Genomic DNA, 21083 nt, shown 5'->3' on the forward strand with positions numbered 1-21083 from the left:
TTGCAGCGCCACCCGCCGGGCTGCCGCCTGTGCCCCCTATGAACACGCCGCCCTCCGACCCCCAACGCACCGCCTTGCCGGTGTCTGGCGCACCGACAAGGCGCCACCGCGCCACGCGACACCGGATCGAGCCCGGCCGCCCTTGGCCGCTGGGCGCCACGGCAGAACGCCATGGCGTGAACTTTGCGGTGTACTCGCGCGTGGCAGACCGGGTGGAGTTGTGCCTCTTCACCGCGGACGGCCAGGAAACCCAACGCATGGCCTTGCCCGCACTCACCGACGACGTGTGGCACGGCTTCGTTCCCGGCCTGCGTCCCGGCCAGCACTACGGGTTCCGGGTGCATGGCCCTTACGAGCCGGAGCAAGGCCAGCGCTGCAACCCGTCGGTGCTGCTGATGGACCCGTATGCCCGTGCCCTGGCGGCGCCGGTGCACGGCGCCCCGGACCAGTTCGCCTATGTGCTCGGGCACGCCGACGAGGATTTTGCCCCATGGCAGGGAGACAACGGCACCACGGCCCCCAAGGCGCTCGTCGTGCGCTCCCGCTTTGACTGGGGCGACGATAAACCTCCGCGCATTCCAGCCGAGAACACCGTTTTCTATGAGGTCCACGTCAAGGGCTTCACGCAGACCATGCCGGGAGTGCCCGAGGCTCTGCGCGGCACCTATGCCGGCCTGGCCAGCGACGCCGCCCTCCAGCATTTGCGCAGCCTGGGAGTGACCAGCGTAGAACTGCTGCCGGTGCAGGCCTTCATCGACGACCTGCGGCTCGTGGAGCAAGGTCTCGCCAACTACTGGGGCTACAACACCGTCGCGTTCCTCGCACCCGAGCCCCGTTACGCGACCTCCGCCGAGCGCGCCCGGGACGGCGGCGTGGACGAATTCAAGGCGATGGTCAAGGCCCTGCACGCCGCAGGGCTTGAAGTGATTCTGGACGTTGTCTACAACCACACGGGCGAAGGCAGCCACCTCGGCCCCACGCTCAGCCTCAAGGGCCTGGACCACGCCGCGTACTACCGGCTCACGGAGGATCCGCGCTTTTGCCTGGACTTCAGCGGCACGGGCAACACCCTGGACACCAGCAGCCCCCCCGCATTGCGGCTGGTGCTCGACAGCCTGCGCTACTGGGTGCAGGAGATGCATGTCGATGGCTTTCGCTTCGATCTGGCGAGCGCCCTGGGACGCGATGCAGCCGGCGACTTCACCTGGCGCGCACCGTTCTTCGCCGCCCTGGCGCAAGACCCCGTGCTGAGCCAGGTGAAGCTGGTGGCCGAACCCTGGGACCTGGGCCCCAACGGCTACCAGTTGGGCGGGTTCCCGACCGGGTGGATGGAATGGAACGGCCGGTACCGCGATGCCGTGCGGGACTACTGGGCCAACGCGGACGGCAGCCTGCCCGCGTTCGCCGCCAGCCTCTGCGGTTCCGCCGACCTGCTGGAACCCCGCCGCCGCCGTCCTACCGCCAGCGTCAACCTGGTCACGGTCCATGACGGATTCACGCTGGCGGACCTCGTGAGCTACAACGGCAAGCACAACGAAGCCAATGGCGAAGACAACCGCGACGGCGAGAACCACAACCGCAGTTGGAACTGCGGCGCCGAGGGCGAAACCACCGACGCCGCAGTCCAGGCGCTGCGCGCGCGCCAGGCGCGCAATTTTCTGGCCACGCTGTTCCTGTCGCACGGCACCCCCCTGCTGCTAGGGGGCGATGAGCTGGGGCGCACCCAGCAGGGCAACAACAACGCGTATTGCCAGGACAACGCCCTCTCATGGTTCGACTGGGAGCGTGCCGGGGCGTACACCGAGCTGCAGGCCTTCACGCGGGATCTGATCGCGCTGCGCCGTGAGCTCTCCGTCGTGCGGCTCGCCCGGTGGCCCCACCACAGCGCTGGCACTACGGCGTGCGTCACGGTCCAGTGGCACAGCGTGTGGGGGCTGGCCATGACAGCCGAAGAATGGGACGACCCGGCCGTGCGCTGCATTGCTGCACTGATGGAGAGCACCCAGGCGGGTGAAGACGCGCTGCTCATGCTGTTCAACGCCTCCGGCGAAGAGGCGGTGTTCACCCTGCCCGCAGCGACGCCCGCACGGGAATGGACCCTGCGGCTGGACACCCGGGCAGCGCAGGTGGTCACCTCAGGACCGCCGTTGGGACATCCTGCGGAGGCGTCCGTCACCTCGGGAGCGCCCTACACCCTGCTGCCCCACTCTATGGCCGCATTCACCGCGCCCTCGCCATGAGCCCGTCCAATCGTCCCTCTAGCGCGGAGGCCTCGGGGCACGCCATGCCCTTCGGAGCCCGCCTGTGCCCTGCGGGGGGCGCCGACTTCAGCCTCTGGGCCCCCGCAGCGCAACACGCGGAACTGTTGCTGGCCGACGGTCGCGGGGGCAAGGAACGGACGCAACCCGCCACCGCGGCGCCCGGCGGCTGGTGGCACGCACACGCAGCCCAGGCCACTGCGTCGAGCCGGTACCAATGGCAAATCAACGGGGAGTTGAAGGTGCCCGACCCCGCTGCCCGGTATGCCCCAGGGGGACCCCACGGGCTGTGTCAGGTGGGGGATCCATCCGCCTATCCCTGGCATGTCCGCCGCTGGAGCGGCCGGCCCTGGCACGAACTGGTGTTTTACGAGCTGCACGTGGGCACCTTCACCCCCCAGGGCAGCTACGCGGCCGCAGCCGCGGAACTGCCCCGCCTGGCCGACCTGGGGTTCACCGCCATCGAACTGATGCCGCTGGCCACGTTTGGAGGGTCGTGGGGCTGGGGCTACGACGGCGTGCTGCCGTTCGCCCCCCACCCTGCGTATGGCACGCCCGACGACCTCAAGCACTTTGTGGATGCGGCGCATGCGCTCGGCCTGTGCGTATTTCTGGACGTGGTCTACAACCACTTCGGCCCGGACGGAAACTACCTGCACACCTATGCGCCCGCCTTCTTTTCCCAGACCCACCAGAGTCCGTGGGGCGCAGCCATCAACTTCGACGCCGAGGGCAGCGACGTGGTGCGATCGTTCTTCGTCCACAACGCGCTGTACTGGATTGAAGAGTTTCGGATGGACGGACTGCGGCTGGACGCCGTCCACGCCATCGTGGACACCCGCCGCCCGCATATTCTGGATGCGATCAGCACATCCGTGCGCGCACTGGCCCATGCCAGCGGTCGGCACGTCCATCTGGTGCTGGAAAACGAAAAGAACCAGCCCCAGTGGCTGGCGGCACCGGACGGCGAACGCGCTGCCTACGACGCGCAGTGGAATGACGACTTTCACCACGCGCTGCACGTGGCCCTGACCGGGGAGGCCCACACCTACTATGCGAAGTTCGCGCGCGACCCGGTGGCGCTGCTGGCGCGGGTGCTGACCCAAGGATTCGCGTTCCCGGACGGCGTTGCTGCCACCCACGATGACGCACCCGTGGCCCTCTCCCGCCTGATCCACTTTCTGGGCAACCACGACCAGATCGGCAACCGGGCGTTTGGCGAACGGCTCGCAGCGCTGGTGCCAGCACCCGCTGCCGAACTGGCCCTGCTGCTGACGCTCCTCACCCCCGCGGTGCCCCTGGTGTTCATGGGCGACGAGTTCGGCGCCACCACGCCGTTCCTCTACTTTGCAGGGTGGGAAGGCGATCTGCGCACGGCGGTGCGCGCAGGCCGGCAGAAGGAATTCAGCCACGACGTGCCGGAGGGCCGCACGCTGCCCGACCCCTGCGATCCGGCGACACGCGCCGCCAGCCGTCTGGATTGGGCCGAGTCAGAACTCCCCCCCGGCCGCGAGCGCAGCATGCTGCTGCAGCAAGCGCTGACGGTGCGGCGGGAGTGGATCACGCCCCGCGCCGCCCAGTGGCGCACGGGTCGCCACGTCGCCGAACGGGTGGGTTCGCAGGGTCTGCGCGTCGGCTGGTGCTGGGGACTTGATGACCAGCGCTGGTGGATGGAGGCCAACCTGGGCCCCCTGGAAATTCCCTCGCCCTCCCCAAGCCCCCACGGCACTGTCGCATGGGAGCACCGCTGGACCGGCGACGCGCCCGGCGGTGCCTGGGCGCCATGGTCCGCCCGCTGGCTCTGCACAGGCCCATCCGCATGAACGTACCTGCCCCCCCCGGACCGCCGTCGCAAAGCGACGGACACGACGAACTGCTGCGGCGCGCACAGCAGGCCGGAATCGCTACAACCTACTCGGGCTTTTGGGGAGCGACCGTGGAGGTTGGCGACGAGGTGCTGGCCCGCGCGTTGGCCTCGATGGGCCCCTTGCACGATGCCGCTGCCGCGCCGACCACCCTGGTGGTTCCCCTGGGCCAGCCGGGCTGCGTCGAGTTCGCTGAAGCCTTGAGCTGGACGCTGCGCGGCGTGGAGAGCGCCGACGCCCTGCCCCTTGCCAGCGGCCACGGCACCAGCGCTGCGCTGCCGCCGACCCTGGCGATGGGCATCTACCGCCTGGAGGCGGGCAGCAGCGTACAGACCATCCTGGTGGCGCCTGCGCAGTGCTGGCTGCCGGAGGGCTTGCGCCACGGAGAGCGCTGGTGGGGCATCACGGCCCAGATGTATGCCCTGCGGTCCGAGCGCAGTTGGGGCATTGGCGACTTCACCGATCTGGCCCAGTGCATCCGCTTGGCCACCGCGCAAGGCGCCGCGTTTGTGGGCGTCAGCCCGCTGCACGCCCTGCGTCCAGGCCAGCCTGAGGCCGCCAGCCCCTACAGCCCGAGCAGCCGGCTGGCCCTGAATGTGCTGCACATCGACGTCACCGCCGTGCCTGAGTTCCTGCACTGCGAAGCCGTGCAGGCGCTGTGCGCAGAGCCCGGCTTTCGCGCACGGCTGCAGGCCGCGCAGGAAAGCGCCACCGTGGACTACCTGGCCATTGCGGCGCTGAAGGATGCCGCCCTCGCCTGCCTCTGGCAGACCTTCCGGCAGACCGCTTGGCGGGACGAAGGCGCTCGCGGCGCAGCGTTCGACGCATTTCGTACCCGCCATGCGCCCACGCTGGGGCCGCACGCGCGCTTCGAGGCCATCCAGTGCACGCTGCAGGCCGGCGACCCCGGCATCTGGGGCTGGCCCGCATGGCCGCAGGCGCTCCGCGATCCCCAGAGCCCCGCCGTGCAGGCTTTCCTCGACGAGCACGCCGATGCGGTGGCCTATCGCTTCTGGCTGCAGTGGCTTGCCCACGACCAGCTGGCACAGGCCAGCGCCACAGCGCGCGCCCTGATGCCCATCGGCCTGTACTGCGACCTCGCCGTGGGCGCGGCCGACGGCGGCACAGACACCTGGGCTGATCAGGCGCTGTACGCACGCGGGATGAATGCGGGCGCGCCGCCCGACCCCCTCAGCCCCCATGGGCAGGACTGGGGACTACCCCCGATGAACCCCGTGGCACTGGCCGCCGCGCACTACCTGCCGTTGCAACGCATGCTCGCGGCGGTCATGGAACCCGCGGGCGCCGTGCGCATGGACCATGTGATGGCGCTCATGCGACTGTTCTGGACCAGCGAAGCGGGCGGCACCTACGTGGCGTACCCGCTGGAGGCCATGCTCGCGGTGCTCGCCATAGAAAGCCACCGCCACCGCTGCATGGTGATCGGCGAAGACCTGGGCAACGTCGCGCCGCGCATGCGCGAGGCGATGGCCGAACACGCCCTGCTGTCCTATCGCCCCCTCATATTCGAGCGTCTGAACGGTGGCGCGTTCCGACCGCCGGCGCAATGGCCGGTGCAGGCCCTGGCCGTGGTGACCACGCACGACCTCCCGACGCTGGCGGGCTTCTGGGCCGCGGATGATGTGGCGTTGCACGACGCGCTGGGTTGGCTGGACGGCGACGCGCGGTTGCGGGCCCAGCTCGACCGGGCGCGGGACCGCACACATCTGCTCGCTGCGCTGGACGCCGAAGGGCTGCTGCCTGAGGGCGCCACGCTCGATGCGCAGTCCGTCCCCGAGATGACCCCGGCGCTCGCCGCCGCCGTGCACCGCTATCTCGCACGCACGCCGTGCCATCTGGTGGGCGTTCAGCTAGAAGACCTGCTGGGGCAGCGCGAGCAACCCAACGTGCCTGGCACCACGGACAATGTGCATCCGAACTGGCGGCGCCGCATGGCAGTGCCGCTGGAACAACTGGCCGCCACGCCTTTCTTCGCCGCCATCACGGCAGCAGTGCACGCTGAGCGCGACAGCAGCTGGCCGCTGGCGGGCCCCATCCCGCCGCTGCACACGGCAGACATTCCGCGGGCCACCTACCGGGTGCAGCTGAATGCGCAGTTCAACTTCGACCAGGCGCTGGCTGCCGTTCCCTACCTGCACGCGCTGGGCATCAGCCACCTCTACACGTCGCCCTACCTCAAGGCCGGCGCGGGCAGCACCCACGGGTATGACATGGTGGACCCCACGCAGATCAACCCGGAAATCGGCACTCCCGCGCAGCACGACGCCTTGTGCACAGCGCTTGCGGACCACGACATGGGGCACTTGCTGGACACCGTGCCCAACCACATGGGCGTGGAAGACGAGGGCAACCGCTGGTGGCACGACGTGCTGGAGCACGGGCAGGCCTCGCCCCACGCCGCCACGTTCGACATCGAATGGAACCCGGAGGATCCGCACACCGGGCAGCGGGTACTGCTGCCCGTTCTGGGCGACCACTATGGCAAGGTGCTGGACGCGGGCGAGCTGCAGGTACGCTTTGACCGCGGTACCGGGCAATTCAGGGTGGCCTATTGGGAACGCTCCTTCCCGTTAGACCCGCGCAGCTACGCCACGCTGCTGTCCCACGCGCCCTTGCCGGTGGCGGTAGCGCAAGGGGCTGGCCTGGAGGACCTCGCCGCCATGCAGTCCCTGGTCGACGCCTGGGCACAGTTGCCCCCGCAGGACACGCGGGATCCCGCCGCCAGGGCGGCCCGGCTGCGCGACACCGCCCTGCACCAGCAGCGCCTCGCCGATCTGGCGGCACGCCACGCCTGGGTTCGCGAATGGATGGATGCCAACCTTCGGCAGGTGAATGGCTCGCCGGGCGTCCCCAGCAGCTTCGACGCGTTGGACCAATTACTCCAGCGCCAGGCCTACCGTCTGGCGGACTGGCGCGTGGCCGGGGACGACATCAACTACCGCAGGTTCTTCAACATCAACGCCCTGGCCGCCATTCGGATGGAAGAGCCCGCGGTGTTTGACGCCGTGCATGCCCTCACCTTCCGCTGGCTCGCCGAGGGCAAGGTCAGCGGCCTGCGGATCGACCACCCGGACGGGCTGGCCGACCCCGCGCAGTACTTCGTGCGGCTGCAGCAGCGCTACCAGCAGGTGCGCAACGCGCTGGGGCTGCCGCCGCGGGCGCTGTACGTGGTGGTCGAAAAGATCATGGCCGACCACGAGCCGTTGCCCGCAGATTGGCCTGTGCATGGCGGCACGGGCTACCGATTCGCCACCCTCGTCAACGGCCTGTTCATCGACAGCGAAGCGCAGGACCGTTTCGACGCGGTGTACACCGCATTCACGGGCGACATCCTGCCCCTGGACGAAGCCGCGCGGGCCTGCAAGCGCCTCATCATCGAGACAGCGCTGTTCAGCGACCTGGCCTGGCTTGTGGCCACGCTGAGCCGCATCACGCGTGCGGACCGGCGCTTTTGCGACTTCACGCGCAACCAGCTGCGTGTGGCTTTGACCGAGGTCGCGGCCCAGTTCCCCGTCTACCGCACCTATGTCGTGCCGGGCGGCGCCCCGCCCAGCGTGTTCGACGTACAGCACCTGGACCGCGCGCTCGCTGCAGCAGGACGGAGTCTGGGCACGGCCGAAGGCGGGGTGCTGGCCTTTCTGCGCGACGTGCTGCTGGGTGAGGACGGCCCGGAGCCTGCATTGCGGGCGCGCTTTGTGCAGCGCTGGCAACAGTTCACCGCGCCGGTCATGGCGAAGGCGGTGGAAGACACGCTGTTCTACCGCTACGTGCGGCTGGTTTCGCTCAACGACGTGGGTGCCGAGCCGCACCGCTTTGGTCTGCCCGTCGCCGCGTTCCACCAGGGCACCTTGCAACGCGCACGCCACGTGCCCCACGGGCTTCTCGCCACCTCCACTCACGATAGCAAACGGTCCGAGGATGTCCGGGCCCGCCTGAACGTGCTCTCGGAACTGGCGGACGAATGGCACGCTACGGTGCAGGCCTTGCAGAGTGCCGGGGAGGCCCACCAGGGCTCGGTGGACGAAGCCGCCGTGCCCAGCGCCCATGACCGCTGGGCACTGTTCCAGGCGCTGGTCGGCATCTGGCCGGCGGAAGGCGCTGACGCCGCCAGCCGCGCAGCGCTGCGCGAACGCATCCAGAGCTACATGGTCAAGGCCATGCGCGAGGCCAAGCAGCAAACCAACTGGTTGTTTCCCCACCAGCCTTACGAAGAGGCCGTGGCACGCTACATCGACAAGGCCCTTCACAGCGAGCAGTTCCGCAAGCCGCTGCAGGCCTTCGTCGAACGCATCGCCCCCTACGGCTTTCGCAACAGCCTGTGCCAGCTCGCCATCAAGCTGCTGGCACCCGGGGTACCGGACATCTACCAGGGCTGCGAGCACTGGAACTTCTCGCTGGTGGACCCCGACAATCGGCGGCCCGTGGATTTTGCTGCGTTGGCCGCGTCACTCGCCACCGTGAGTGCCTTGTACGCGGGCGGCAACTACCCATCTGCCAGTGCATGGGACAGCTTGCTGGGCTGCGGCAGCAACGCCATGCCCGCCACGGCCAAGCAGCTGGTGACCTGGCGGCTACTGCAGCTGCGGGCCCGATGGACCCAGTTCTTTCGCGACGCCCTCTACCTGCCGCTGGCCGTGGAAGGGCCGGCGGCATCCCATGCCGTTGCTTTTGCGCGCATCCATGAAGGGCGTGCGGTGGTCCTGGTCTGCGGGCGGCTTCTTGCGGGATGGGACGCTCGCTTCACCAACGACGCAGCGGGCTGGACGGCCACCCAGGTCGCCTTGGCAGAAGCGCACCCCGCCTTGGCCAAGCCGCCGCATTGGGTCAACCTGTTCACCGGCGAGCATCTGGCGAACGGTCCGCAGCTTTCGCTGGCCGCCGTTCTGGGCGCGATCGGAGCCGGCGACGCCCGCTTGCCTTTCGCCGTACTCGGTGATCCGAGTCTTATGCAGTGAGCGGCACTGATGTGCGTGAAACGCTCACCGTGGCATGGGTGGCACGCCTACTGCGCGGTCTTGGGCCAAGCCCGACACTGGCGGCCGGCCTCGTGGCCTGCCCCAAGGAGATTCCCGTGTCGAAGGTGAATGAAACCGTTGAGCGTGTCACGGCTCAAAACATCGAGAGCATCCTGTGTGCCGAAGACGAGCGGCGCACGCGCGTACCCGCCATCTACCGGGGGATCTCCGCCGTCACCGCAGCGTGCGGCACGCCGGCCTTCCTTGCGGCCAACGCCGCCGTCTTTGCCGCCTGGGTGGCCTTCAACCAGTGGGTCTACGCCTTCGATCCCTACCCGTTCACGCTGCTGCTGTTCGCGGTATCCCTCGAAGCGATCTTTCTGTCCATCCTCATCCTCATCAGCCAGAACATGGCGGCGGCGGAGAGCGAGCGCCGCCACCACCTGGATCTGCAGATGAACCTGCTGGCCGAGCGCGAGCTCACAGCCCTGATGCGGCTCGTCGTGGACATGGCGGATCGCGCGGGCCTGCCTGCGGAAAAGACCGCCGAAGTGCGGTCGTTTGCGCACGAGACCGACCCTTCAGGCGTGCTGGCCCAGATCGTTCGCGCAGAACACCGCCACCGCGTTCCCAACCAGATCAAGGAAGTTCACCCGGCCAGCGGTGGGGACGATGCCACGGCCGCAACCGGGCCCCGGCTGTAGGACACCTCCGGTGGGCAGACGGGCGGTCGGCCGCCAACCGGCCCGCGCACGACGCCTAGAGTGAGGGCTCTTTCCATTCTCACGGGGAACCACCATGAAGAAGCCAGCATTCACCTTGGTTGCAGCCGCACTGAGCCTCGCATGGGCCGCCGCGGCGCAGGCCGATGTCAGCAAAAAGGACCAGGAATTTTTCAACAAGGCCGCCGTCGGTGGCTTGTACGAAGTGCAGGCGGGACAGCTCGCACAACAACAAGGTCGCACCGAAGAGGTGAAGGCCTTCGGTGCAATGCTTGTGAAGGACCACAGCGCCGCCAACGACGAACTGAAGGCGCTGGCGGAGCGCAAGGGCGCGGCGCTGCCGAGTTCGCTGCCCGAGGCCCAGCAGAAGAAGCTCCAGAACCTGTCCAGCGCGAAGAACTTCGACCAAGAGTTCGTCAAGCAGGTGGGGCAGCGCGACCACAAGACCGACATCGCACTGTTTGAAAAGGCCAGCCGCGGCGCCGACGATGCGGAGGTCAAGGCGTTCGCCGCCAAGACCTTGCCTACGCTCCAGGCCCACAAGGAGCACGCCGACGGCTTGAAGAAGTCCCATTGATGCGGACGTGTCAAACCTGCCGCGCCGCCCTACAGGCTGGCAGGTTTTGACACCATCCACCAGAAGATCGCCAGGAACGCCGCGAACGCGGGGACACCCAGCGCAAACCACCACCGGAAAAGCTGCCAAAACCGCGGGGGCAGCGCCGTGCCCTCGTTGGCGGCCTGCGCTGCAAGGTAGCGCAGGTGCAGCTGCAGCCATAGCACCGGAAGCCAGCAGCCCACGGCCAGCACGTAGAGCCCGATCGACGCAGCCACCCAACCGGAGGCCCATGGCCACCCTGCCCGCTGGACGAGCCACCAGCCTGTCGCGGGCTGCACCACGGCCGTCGTCGCGGTGAAGAGCCAGTCGGCACGCACCACCCATCGGCATACGTGCGCAACCACCGCGGGGTTGCGACCCAGCACGGCCGTAAGCAGGTAGAAGGCCGATCCAATGCCCGTCCCAAAAAGCACTGTGGACGACAGCACGTGCAGCCATTTGATGACCAGGTATTCCATGGCGCTCAGCATACGGCGACTTGTCGGCATCCTTGACAGACAACGCAGGGTTGCCGCAACGTCATGGTCCTACAGACAGCACAGCGCAGCGGTTCACAGTAGGGTGCATGGCCTTCTTCTGCTCGCGCTCCACCGCCTACCGCGCCTGGGTTTCTGGCTCCGTGGCAAGCCTCTTGTCCGCCGTTGCCCTGGCTCTGGCCGGCCGACGCGAAGCCCGCAGCGCCGCAGCGCCCCTGAACGCCGTGAGCCATTGGTACTGGGGCCCCCGGGCGCTGTGGCGGCAGGGGGTAGACGGAAAACACACGCTGGCGGGGTACGCCACCCACCACGGCGCCTCGGTGTTCTGGGCCGCCTTGTTCGCGGCGCTTCTGGAGCGTCGCCCTGCTCTGAACACCCCGCAGCCCTTGGTGTATGCCAGTGCGGCCACGGCGGCTGTGGCGTGCTTTGTGGACTTCCAGCTGACACCCAAGCGGCTCACGCCCGGCTTTGAGCACCGCCTCTCTCGCCCAGCCCTCGCCGCAACCTACCTGGCTTTCGCCGCAGGCTTGGCCCTGGGTGCGCTGGCCACCTCCCCGCACAGGCCCCATCACCCCGCGGCCCGCAATGGCCGCCCTCCGACACCTCTACGACAGGCATCCCCCGATGAATGAACCCTCCAAGAAACCCCATGGCGGCGTCCCCCACTCCTCGGGCCGCAATCGCTTCGCCACACAGCGCTCTCTCGCCGTGATGATCCTCCTCATCAGCATCCTGCTGGTCGTGATCTGGGTGCCTTGGTAGATGAGCGCTGGGGTACTGCAAAGCTTCAGCCCTTGCGGCCACCGCTGCCATAGTCAAAGACGTGCTTGAGCTTCTGCCACAGCGAATGCGGGCGCTTGGCGGGCGGCGCCTCCGCCAGCCCACGAAGATGGGAAGGCGCGCCAGGCCCCGGCCATGGGGCACGGCCCGAAGGCGGTTCGCTGGACGGGACGTCGGGTCGCTGGGGTTCCTGGTGCATGGGGGCTCCTGACAGGGAGAAAACAAACGGCGCGTGGGTCAGCTTGGCACCTCTCGGTCGGGTCCGTTGTCGGACAAATGCGCCGTCGCACCCCAGCTCAGAAAGCACGGCCAGGGGGCACCTTCGGGTGAGGCAGCCACAGCAGCGCGCTCAGCGTGACCGCCGCAACGCCGCACCACGCCACTACCCAGCTGCCCTGCCGCAGCACTGCGGCTACCAGCAAGGGCGTCAGAAAGTAGGCGCCGAAGGCAAACGTGTTGCCCAAACCCAGTGCGGTCCCCACGCGCTCCGGCCCGGCCAGCACCGCCAGTTCGGTGAACGCCACGCCATGCCAGCAGGAGGCGATGACACCCGCGGCCACGGCAATGCCCCAGAGCGCCACGGGCGCGTGCGCCCACCCGGGGCCACCCGCCGCCCATGTGACGGCCGCCAGCGCGACCAGGCTCAGCACCGACAGCACAGCGCAACCGCGCAGAAACGCACGGCGGTTCCTGCGGCGGTCGGTCCAGTGCCCCGACCACACGCGCATGGCTGCTGCCCCGCACTGGTAGGCCACCATGGCGGCCGAGGTCCAGGCCAGGTCCATCGCCGCAACGTCATGCAGGAACACCGCGACGAAACTGAGAATGGCGATCTGCGGCACGCACAGCACGCCGATGCCCAGGACGAATCGCCAGACCATGCCATCGCGCAGCAGCGGCACACGCGCGCTGGCCGGAGCCGGCTGGGTGAGCGCCTGGGCCGCGGCGGGCGCTTCGTGCAGCCAAGCCCAGGCCAGTGCGATGACCGCCAGGCACATCAGCGCCAGCAACACGTAGGCCGGCGCAAATCCATGGCGCTCCACCACCGCAGGCAGCATCAGGGCCCCCACGGCGCCGCCAACCGGCAGCGCGGTCTGCCGAATGCTCATAGCCAGTCCGCGGTCCGCCTCGGTGAACCACCCCATCACCGCACGACCGCTCGATCCGTTGAGGCTGCCGCCTGCGAGGCCGAGCAGTGCCATCCCCGCCACCAACGCGGGATAGCCGGGCACGGTGCCAGGGCCTGGCGAGACCAGCCAAGCCAGCACAGCCAGCACCAGGCAGGTCAGCGCAAGGCCCGACAACAGCACGCGGCGGTCGCCCAGGCGGTCGGTGACGAGTCCCCATGGCAGCTCGCTCAGCGCAATGCCCAGGCCAATGGCGCTGAGCACCACCCCCAGTTGCGCGGTGCTCAGCTGGTAGCCCTGCCGCACCAGCACGGCAGCCGCTGGCAGGCCGGAGATCGCTGCGGAAAACACGGCATTTGCCGCAAACCCCACCCCCAGCACCCGCCACCGGTGGGATGGACCAAGCGGCCGCATTTTCTGCAAAGGTCGGCGGACAGGGACTTCGGTATGCATCGCGTGCTCCTAAAAAGGAGCTGTTTATAGGCAGCAGCGACCCTTCGAACAATTGAATAAAATCTGCATATCGTTCGCCTTTTTGGAACTGTTGTGGCGGCTTCTTTCGACCTGGATGTCCTGCGGGGATTTGTGGTGGGCATGGAACTGGGCAGCTATGCCCGGGCCGCGGAGCAGCTCGGGCGGTCCACATCGGCCCTCAGCACCCAACTGCGCCGGCTGGAGGCTGCGGCCGGAACGGTGCTGCTGCGCAAGGACGGACGGGGCCTGGCACTCACGCCGGCGGGGCAGGTGCTTTTCGACTACGCGAAGCGGCTGCTGGCCCTGCATGACGAGGCCCTGGGAGCAATGCAAGGCCTGTGTACGGAAGGCACCGTTCGGGTCGGCATCCAGCACGATTTCTGCGACAAGCTTCTGCCGCGCGCCCTGGGCCGCTTTGCCAGGGCCCACCCCCGCGTGCGGCTGCAGACACGCGTGGGCCGCAACACCGAACTTCTGCAAGCGCTTGCCGACGGCGCACTGGACTTCGCGCTTGCATGGGGAGAGGCCGCCCCCGGGCTGCGCAAGGACGTGATCGCCAAGGTCCCCATGGTCTGGATCGGCCCAGCCCTGCCGGAGGCCCTGCCGCAGCTCGGCACCGAAATTCCGCTGGTGGCCTACGAAGACGCCTGCAGGTTCCGTACCGCAGCCACCGCAGCGCTCGACAGAGCGCACATTCCCTGGCGCGTAGCGCTGACCAGCCCGAGCCTCAGTGGCTTGTGGGCCGGCGTCTCTGCGGGGCTGGGGCTGAGTGTGCGCACGCCGCTGGGCCTGCCGCCGTCGGTGCGCTGCATGGACCGCAAAGCGTGGAAGCTGCCCGCGCTCCCTACGCTTTCTCTGGCCCTGTACCGCCGGGCGCCACCGCTCAGTGATGTGCAAACCCGGCTGCAGGAGATCATCCGGGAAGAAATCGAGAAGGCGCTCGTGGCCGGGAACGCAAGGAGTCCGGAGTAGCCCCCAGCTTCACGCACCGCCAGGTGCAAGGGCTTCTTGCGCCCGGGCTGCGCACCAAAACAAAAGGGCTCCCCAAGGGGAGCCCGTCTGCTTCAGTCGGTGCGGAGCCTATTCAAAAAAACACTTGCCCCTGGCAACGGCACCTGCGACATGCCACCGATGTCGCCACCATGGGCAAGGCCCGCAACCGTTGCAATTACATGCTGAATTCGCCCGAAGGGATCTTGCCGGTGCGCAGGGCTTCGGCAGCCTGGGCGCGCACGGCAGCGCGGTCGGCCGTGCTCTTGTAGGTCACCACGCGGGAGCCTGCGGGCTCTTGGCTGCGGGTAGCGGCCACCGTAGCGGCTTCGGAAGCCACTTCAGCGCGGGTGCGGTTGGTCTGGAACTGCGTGGCGAATTGCGAAGCGTCGGCTTCATCGGCCTGGGCACCGAAAGCGGTGAAAGCAGCCACGGCAGCAACAGAGAGGATACGAGCGGTCTTGTTCATGATGGATTCCTAGTTAAAAGCGTCTCAGAAAAGCCGGTGCAAAAACCATTCTTGAACCGGGTTCGGTGAGTCGCCTTGCGGGTTCGGCTCATCGATGGGATGAACTGTACGCCGCGGGTGTTCAGAGAAAAACCACTGGGTCACGAACTAACTGTTCCAGTATTGGAAACAATATTGGCCGCACTGCCGACGGGGGCCCAGCGGCTCCCAGCTTATGCCGCCACGCCGAAGAGCGCGCCCACCCCGGCGGTGAGCGCCATGGCCAGCGCACCCCAGAAGGTCACGCGGGCGGCCGACACCAGCAGCGGGGACCCGCCAGCGCGTGCGGCCACCAGCCCCAGCAGTGCCAGGAAGAACAGCGAGCTGCCGGCCACGGCCTCCATGATCGCGGAGGCGGGCGCGAGGAGCACGACGGCCAGCGGCAGCAGCGCTCCGGCAGCAAACATCCCGGCCGAGGCGAAGGCGGCTTGCACGGGCTTGGCTGCCAGGGTTTCCGAAATGCCCAGCTCATCCCGCGCATGGGCGCCCAGGGCGTCGCGGGCCATCAGCTGGGTGGCCACCTGCGAGGCCAGGTTTTCGTCCAGGCCGCGCTGCATGTAGATGCCCGTAAGCTCCGCATGCTCCTGGCCCGGGTTGTCCGCCAGCTCGGTCTTTTCGCGGGCCAGGTCGGCGTTTTCGGTGTCTGCCTGCGAACTGACGGACACGTATTCACCTGCGGCCATGGACATCGCTCCCGCGACCAGGCTGGCCACGCCCGCGATCAGAATGGCCTGCGTGCTGGCCTTGGTGGCCGCCACGCCCAGCACCAAGCTGGCCGTGGAAACGATGCCGTCGTTGGCGCCCAGCACGGCGGCCCGCAGCCAGCCCGTGCGGTGGGTCTTGTGTCTTTCGCTATGCCTCATAGGGATCCCAGGTTGATGACAGGGGCCATGGTGCCCCAGGCGGGCTGAACAGGCCCTGAATGCGCTGTTCAGCATACGTTCAGAGTGCCAGGGGAACAATGCAGCGCATCAGGAAGATCCAGTGCACTTGCGCTGCGACCCTGCTTTAGGAGCCTGCCATGAAATGCCCCCCCTGTCTGCGCGATGGCTTGGTGGTCCTGTCAATGGGCCTGGCTGCCGTGCCCGCCTCGGCCAAGGAGGACTGCGACGCTCCCGTGAGCCGGTGGCAAACGCGCGAAGCGCTGCGGCAGTGGGCGGCCGCGCAGGGCTGGCAGATCCAGCGGTTGAAGATTGATGACGGTTGCTATGAGATCCGCGGCACGGATGCCGCAGGCCGACCGTTCAAAGCCAAGATCGAGCCGGAAACCCTGAAGGTGCTGAAGATCAAGAGCGGCGAGCACCTGCGCGAACGGGCCCACCGCCGCGCGGACGAGGGCCAGGCGCCACTGGGTGGGCCGCTCCCCGCAGAGTCGCCTCGGGGCGGTGGGGACGTCCAGCCCCGCACGGCCCCATAGACGGGCAGACAAGCCCATCGACCAACGAACGAACAAACAAACGAACGAACACCCAAAGGAACTCCGCGATGTCCAAAAAGACCCCCTTGTTGACCCTTCTGGCCGCTGCATGCGGCGTGGCGTTTCCCGCCCTGGCCCAGAGCCGCACCGTGACGCTGACAGCGCAGCTCAAGAACTACGGCGGCGACGGCGCTTACCTTGCGGCCTACGTTACCGACGCCAAGGGCACCTATGTGCGCACGCTGTGGGTTGCCGGTGGCAAGGCCAAGTACTACAAGCATTTGTCGGACTGGAACCGCCTCTCTGCGGGGGACGCCAAGCGCCTGAGCGGCGTCACTGGCGCCAGCGTGGGGGAGGGGCGCACGCTCAAGGTCACGGCCGAACTGGCAGATGCGCTGCTGGACGCCGGCTACGAGATCCGCCTGGACGCCGCGGTGGAAGACATGCGGGACAGCCCCTCCGAAGTGCGCATTCCCCTGTCCAAGGCCGGCGCGGGCAAGCCGTACGCCGGCAAGCAGTACATCCAGTCGGCCACGGTGCAACTGCAGTAACGGGCACCCATGGGCTGGAAAGCAATCCACCGCTGGCTGGGGCTCACGGTCGGTGCCGTGGCGGTGCTGCTGGGCATCACCGGCGCACTCCTGGCGGTCGACCCGGTGGCCCAGGCGTGGTCCGCACCGCCTGCGGCGACGGACCTCTCCGTGGCTGCGCTGGTCGAGCGCGTCACGCGCACCGTGCCCGGTGCGGAGGAAATCCGCCGGCAGCCTTCCGGGGCGATTGTCGTGTTCAGCTTTGCTGGCGACCAGCCGCAGGCGTCCGCCGTGGACCCCGCGGACGGCCGGGTGCTGGGCGCCTGGCAGCCGTCCGTGCTGCCGCGCTGGGTGAAGGTGCTGCACCGGTCGCTGCTCCTGGGGGATGCCGGGCGCTGGGGCGCGGCCGGCACCGCGGCGGCCATGGCCTTGCTGTGCGCGTCCGCCCTGGTGCTGCTGGTGCGGCGCATGGGCGGCTGGAAGCGGCTGGCCGCCCGCGTCCGCGGCACGCTGGCGCAGCGCATCCACGTGGTGGCTGGCCGCGTGGTGATCGCGGTGCTGTGCCTGACTTCGCTCACGGCGCTGACCATGAGCGCCTCCACCTTGGGCTGGGTGGCGTTGGACAGCAGGGCCGAGCCTGAGGTGGTGTCGCAGGTTCCCGCCGGCACCGGCACGCCTGCCACCGGGCTGGCAGCGCTGGAAGGTCTGGCGGTGCAGGACTTGCGCACGCTGAGTTTCCCTGCGAGCGCGGATCCGGAAGACACCTGGAAAGTGACCACGGCCCAGGGCCGGGGATGGGTGGACCGCTACTCGGGCCAGATGCTGGCCTGGCAGGACACTACCGTCGCCCAGCGTGTGGACCACTTGGCCCGGGTGCTGCACACGGGTGAAGCCGCCTGGCCCTGGGCGGCGGTGCTTGGGCTGGCGGGTGCCAGCGTGCTGGTGTTCTGGCTGTCGGGCGTGGTCATCTGGTGGCAGGCGCGCTGGCAGGCGCCGCGCATCACGGGCAACGCGCCGCTGGCGCAGGCCGACGTGCTGCTTTTCGTGGCGAGCGAAGGGGGCAGCACCTGGGGTTTCGCCCAGACCCTGCACGATGCGTTGCGGCAGCGCGGCCATCGCGTGCATGCCAGCGGGCTGGAGAACTTCTGCACCACCACCGCCACGCGGCAGGTGTTTGTGCTGGCCGCAACCTACGGCGAAGGCCAGGCGCCCGCGCATGCCAGCCATGCGCTGGACCGCATCGCCACGCTGCCGTCCGCCAGAGTGCCGGTGACCGTGCTGGGCTTTGGCGACCGGCAGTTCCCGGCGTTCTGCGCCTATGCCCAGGCGCTGGACCAGGCCCTGCGCGCGCGCGGGTGGCCGTCGCTGCTGCCGCTGGAGTGCATCCACCAGCAATCGGGCCAGCAGTTTGCCCGCTGGGGCGCGGCCCTGGGGCAGGCGCTGGGCGAGCCGCTGGCGCTGGAGCATGTGCCGCGCCTGCCGCCCACGGTGGCGCTTGCGCTGGTGGCGCGGCAGGACTACGCCGGGGCGGCGCCGGACCAGGCCACGGCCGTCCTGCGCTTTGCGCCGCCGGCCGGGGGCGGCCTGGGCCGGTTTGCGGCCGGCGATCTGCTGGGCATTGTGCCGCCGGGCTCTGCCGTGCCGCGCTACTACTCGCTGGCCTCGGGTGCGGAAGACGGGTTCCTGGAACTCTGTGTGCGCCAGATGCCTGGCGGCCGGTGTTCCACCCACCTGCTGGGCTTGCCGGTGGGCGGCAGCATCACGGCCTTTGTCCGGCACAACCCGGGCTTTGCGTTGCCGCGCTCGCGGCGGCCGGTGTTGCTGGTGGGCGCGGGCACGGGGGTTGCACCGCTGGCCGGCTTCATCCGCCGCAACGACCGCCGGCGGCCCATGCACCTGTTCTTTGGCGGGCGCGATCCGGCGCGGGACTTCTACTTTGGCCCCGAAATCCAGGGCTGGCTGGCCGACGGCCGCTTGGCCAGCTTGCAGACGGTTTTCTCCCGTGTGCCTGAGGGCGGCGGCTATGTGCAGGACGCCCTGCGCCGGGATGCCGAACGGGTGCGCGGCATCGTGGCGAAAGGCGCTGTCGTGCGCGTGTGCGGCAGCCGGGCCATGGCGCGCGGGGTGGCCGAGGCGCTGGACGCCGTGCTGGCGCCGCTGCAGCTGAGCGTGGCCGAACTCAAGGCACAAGAACGCTATGCCGAAGACATCTTCTAGCCCGCAGACGCTCACACCCACGCCCGCACCGCGCGCCGTCCTGCACGGGCCGACCATGGGCACGCGCTGGTCGGCCACCATCGACGGAGTGGGCCCGCACGACCTGCCCGGTCTGCGCCTGCAGCTTGCCGCGGCGGTAGAGCGAGTGGACGCACAGATGTCGCCCTGGAAGCCGGACAGCGACCTGGTGCGGCTGAACCGCGCGCCGGTGGGGGCGTGGGTGGACCTGCCCGGCGAAATGCTGCAGGTCCTGGACTGTGCGCTCAACGTCCAGCGCGAAAGCGGCGGCGCGTTTGACCCCTGCGCCGGGCGCCTGGTGAATGCCTGGGGCTTCGGCGCAGAGCGCGATGCGCCCGATGCAGCGGCGATCCGCGCGGCACGCGAGGTGTCCACCGTGCCGGGCGCGCCTGCAGGCCTGGAGGTGGACCGAAGTGCCGGCCGGGCGCGCAAGCAGGGGGCTTTGCAGGTGGACCTGTGCGGCATTGCCAAGGGCTACGCCGTGGACTGCATGGCCGAGGTGCTGCGCTGCCATGGCGTGCAGCACGCACTGGCGGCGCTCGACGGCGAGTTGCGCGCGGTGGGCGGGCAGGCCAGCGGCGCGCCTTGGGCGGTGGCGCTGGAGCGGCCCGAGACGGGGCGCCGCGCCGTGCAAGGCGTGGTCGAGCTGGAAGACCTGGCCGTGGCCACGTCGGGCGACTACCGCCGCTACCTGGACGTGGGCGGGGTGCGTGTCGCCCACACCATGGACGTGCGCCGGGGTGCTCCGGTGAACAATGCCGTGGCTTCCGTGACCGTGCTGGCGCGCACCTGCATGCTGGCAGATGCCTGGGCCACGGCGCTGCTGGTCGGGGGCGCGGACGAGGGCTTGGCCATGGCCCAGCGCATGGGGCTGGATGTGCTGTTCCTGGTGCGCCGCCCGCATGGCCTGGTGCAGGTGGGGCTGGGCCGTTTCGCCCGCTGACCCCAGCCCTGCGGCCCGTGCTGGTGGCAGGGGTATACCGCCGCCCCGGGGTGCGTGCGGCCGGCCGGGGCCCTACACTGGCGGCCCGCCCCGCATCCTTTGCCGTCCACTGCCATGCAGCCAACGCCCAGCCTGCCCCAGCGCTTCCAGATGTCCTCGCGCGACTACGTGGGGCGCGACAAGGCCGATGCCCTGCGCGAGCTATTCGGCCGCGCGCTGATGCGCGTGGACCTGTGGCCCTGCGACGGGGCTGTGCCGCTGGACTTTGCGGTGACCCTGGCACCGCTGGGCGCTGGCGCGGCCTATGCCTTCAGCGAGCACACGCCCGCGCATTTCGCCCACCAGCCCGCGCGCGTGGGCGATGGCGTGGACGACCTTTTGCTGACCACCACGCAGCACGGCTGTGCCATCCGCACACCGCACGGCCAACTGGAGATACCGGCGGGCGGCTTTGTCCTGCACTCCAAGGCGCGCGCCCACGAATTTGTCCATCTGTGGGGTGGCCGGACGGCCAGCCTGCAGCTACCCCGCGAAGCCCTGGCGCAGCGGGTGCCCCGGCTGGAGGAGGCGCCCCTGATGGCGCTGCCGCCGGGCCGGCCCGAGCCCGCACTGGCCATGGGCTACGCCCGGCTGGTGGCCGAAGGCCCGCAGCTCGGCGCCCCTTTGCTGGAAGCCGCGCGCTCGCACCTGCAGGAGCTGGTGGCCAGCCTGCTGCGGCCCGCGCCGGCGGATGCTCGGGGTTCAGGGCACGACGCCGCGGACCTGCCGCGCCTGGCGCTCATCCAGCGCGACATCCTGGCCCGCATCACGCAGCCCGAACTGACCCTGGCCGCGATCGCGCGGGCCCACCACATCACGCCGCGCCAGGTGCAGCGCCTGTTTGCCCGCGAAGGAACCTGCTTTTCAGACTACGTGCGGGACGCGCGGCTGGAGCGGGTCCGTGCCACGCTGGCCGACCCGGCGCAGCGCCACCGCCGCGTGCTGGCCATTGCGCTGGAGAACGGGTTTGACGACTTCTCCGCCTTCAGCCGGGCTTTCCGGCGGCGCTTTGCCATGACGCCCAGCGAGGCGCGCGCGTCCTCCGGCTGAGCGCAGGGCAGGTCGCATTCGGCACAGCGATTGTCGCTGCGGGCCATGACGCGGCGCGGCGGTTTTTCAAGAAT

Annotated in this window: 18 protein-coding genes; 13 read left to right on the forward strand and 5 right to left on the reverse strand. The window is 69.1% G+C overall.

Annotated features, from left to right (window positions below; all coding sequences use genetic code 11):
- Window positions 1-38: 38 nt before the first annotated feature.
- From glgX to LWW96_RS05420, 5 genes are all read left to right on the forward strand, one after another.
- A complete protein-coding gene (gene glgX / locus LWW96_RS05400) occupies window positions 39-2240 on the forward strand; it encodes a glycogen debranching protein GlgX (protein ID WP_291484781.1) in 2202 nt (733 codons plus the stop codon).
- A complete protein-coding gene (gene treZ, locus LWW96_RS05405; RefSeq protein ID WP_291484783.1) occupies window positions 2237-4081 on the forward strand; it encodes a malto-oligosyltrehalose trehalohydrolase in 1845 nt (614 codons plus the stop codon). Before glgX ends, treZ begins: the two co-directional genes overlap by 4 nt.
- Window positions 4078-9099, forward strand: coding sequence for a malto-oligosyltrehalose synthase (treY, locus tag LWW96_RS05410; RefSeq protein ID WP_291484785.1), 5022 nt, complete (start codon window positions 4078-4080; stop codon window positions 9097-9099). Before treZ ends, treY begins: the two co-directional genes overlap by 4 nt.
- Window positions 9100-9224: 125 nt before the next feature.
- Window positions 9225-9803, forward strand: a complete 579-nt coding sequence (locus tag LWW96_RS05415; protein WP_291484787.1) for a DUF1003 domain-containing protein — start codon at window positions 9225-9227, stop codon at window positions 9801-9803.
- A 94-nt stretch (window positions 9804-9897) separates the two neighbouring features.
- Window positions 9898-10398 (forward strand): DUF4142 domain-containing protein, encoded by a 501-nt coding sequence (locus LWW96_RS05420; RefSeq protein ID WP_291484789.1) that lies wholly within the window; start codon window positions 9898-9900, stop codon window positions 10396-10398.
- Between the two features lie 29 nt (window positions 10399-10427).
- On the opposite strand, the gene LWW96_RS05425 is transcribed toward LWW96_RS05420, so the two are convergent.
- Window positions 10428-10898, reverse strand: a complete 471-nt coding sequence (locus tag LWW96_RS05425) for a DUF2269 domain-containing protein (protein ID WP_291484986.1) — start codon at window positions 10896-10898, stop codon at window positions 10428-10430.
- A gap of 173 nt (window positions 10899-11071) precedes the next feature.
- On the opposite strand from LWW96_RS05425, the gene LWW96_RS05430 reads away from it, so the two are divergent.
- Together LWW96_RS05430 and LWW96_RS05435 are read left to right on the forward strand one after the other, a co-directional pair.
- Complete coding sequence (locus tag LWW96_RS05430; RefSeq protein ID WP_291484791.1) at window positions 11072-11548, forward strand: hypothetical protein; 477 nt, start codon at window positions 11072-11074, stop codon at window positions 11546-11548.
- The gene (locus LWW96_RS05435; RefSeq protein ID WP_291484793.1) at window positions 11541-11678 is read left to right on the forward strand and encodes a hypothetical protein; all 138 of its coding nucleotides are present in this window, start codon (window positions 11541-11543) and stop codon (window positions 11676-11678) included. Before LWW96_RS05430 ends, LWW96_RS05435 begins: the two co-directional genes overlap by 8 nt.
- 25 nt (window positions 11679-11703) lie before the next feature.
- On the opposite strand, the gene LWW96_RS05440 is transcribed toward LWW96_RS05435, so the two are convergent.
- Both LWW96_RS05440 and LWW96_RS05445 read right to left on the reverse strand, forming a co-directional pair.
- Window positions 11704-11895, reverse strand: a complete 192-nt coding sequence (locus LWW96_RS05440) for a hypothetical protein (protein WP_291484795.1) — start codon at window positions 11893-11895, stop codon at window positions 11704-11706.
- Window positions 11896-11992: 97 nt separating this feature from the next.
- Complete coding sequence (locus LWW96_RS05445; protein ID WP_291484797.1) at window positions 11993-13174, reverse strand: MFS transporter; 1182 nt, start codon at window positions 13172-13174, stop codon at window positions 11993-11995.
- 195 nt (window positions 13175-13369) lie between these two features.
- Between LWW96_RS05445 and LWW96_RS05450 the strand changes: the two genes are divergently transcribed.
- Complete coding sequence (locus LWW96_RS05450) at window positions 13370-14269, forward strand: LysR substrate-binding domain-containing protein (RefSeq protein ID WP_291484799.1); 900 nt, start codon at window positions 13370-13372, stop codon at window positions 14267-14269.
- Window positions 14270-14465: 196 nt separating this feature from the next.
- On the opposite strand, the gene LWW96_RS05455 is transcribed toward LWW96_RS05450, so the two are convergent.
- The gene (locus tag LWW96_RS05455) at window positions 14466-14756 is read right to left on the reverse strand and encodes a DUF4148 domain-containing protein (RefSeq protein ID WP_291484801.1); all 291 of its coding nucleotides are present in this window, start codon (window positions 14754-14756) and stop codon (window positions 14466-14468) included.
- Between the two features lie 212 nt (window positions 14757-14968).
- On the reverse strand, window positions 14969-15658 hold the full coding sequence (locus LWW96_RS05460; protein WP_291484803.1) for a VIT family protein: 690 nt from the start codon (window positions 15656-15658) through the stop codon (window positions 14969-14971).
- 158 nt (window positions 15659-15816) lie between these two features.
- Between LWW96_RS05460 and LWW96_RS05465 the strand changes: the two genes are divergently transcribed.
- From LWW96_RS05465 to LWW96_RS05485, 5 genes are all read left to right on the forward strand, one after another.
- Entirely contained in the window at window positions 15817-16212 is a 396-nt protein-coding gene (locus LWW96_RS05465; protein WP_291484805.1) for a PepSY domain-containing protein, read from the forward strand.
- 68 nt (window positions 16213-16280) lie between these two features.
- Entirely contained in the window at window positions 16281-16763 is a 483-nt protein-coding gene (locus tag LWW96_RS05470) for a DUF2271 domain-containing protein (protein ID WP_291484807.1), read from the forward strand.
- A 9-nt stretch (window positions 16764-16772) separates the two neighbouring features.
- A complete protein-coding gene (locus tag LWW96_RS05475; RefSeq protein WP_291484809.1) occupies window positions 16773-18959 on the forward strand; it encodes a PepSY domain-containing protein in 2187 nt (728 codons plus the stop codon).
- Window positions 18940-19920 carry an FAD:protein FMN transferase gene (locus LWW96_RS05480; RefSeq protein WP_291484811.1) on the forward strand — a complete coding sequence of 327 codons (981 nt, stop codon included), beginning with the start codon at window positions 18940-18942 and terminating at the stop codon, window positions 19918-19920. The genes LWW96_RS05475 and LWW96_RS05480 overlap by 20 nt, the downstream gene beginning before the upstream one ends.
- 114 nt (window positions 19921-20034) lie before the next feature.
- On the forward strand, window positions 20035-21009 hold the full coding sequence (locus tag LWW96_RS05485; RefSeq protein WP_291484814.1) for an AraC family transcriptional regulator: 975 nt from the start codon (window positions 20035-20037) through the stop codon (window positions 21007-21009).
- Window positions 21010-21083: the final 74 nt, after the last annotated feature.

Source organism: Acidovorax sp., assembly GCF_021287135.1.
Classification (GTDB): domain Bacteria; phylum Pseudomonadota; class Gammaproteobacteria; order Burkholderiales; family Burkholderiaceae_C; genus Acidovorax.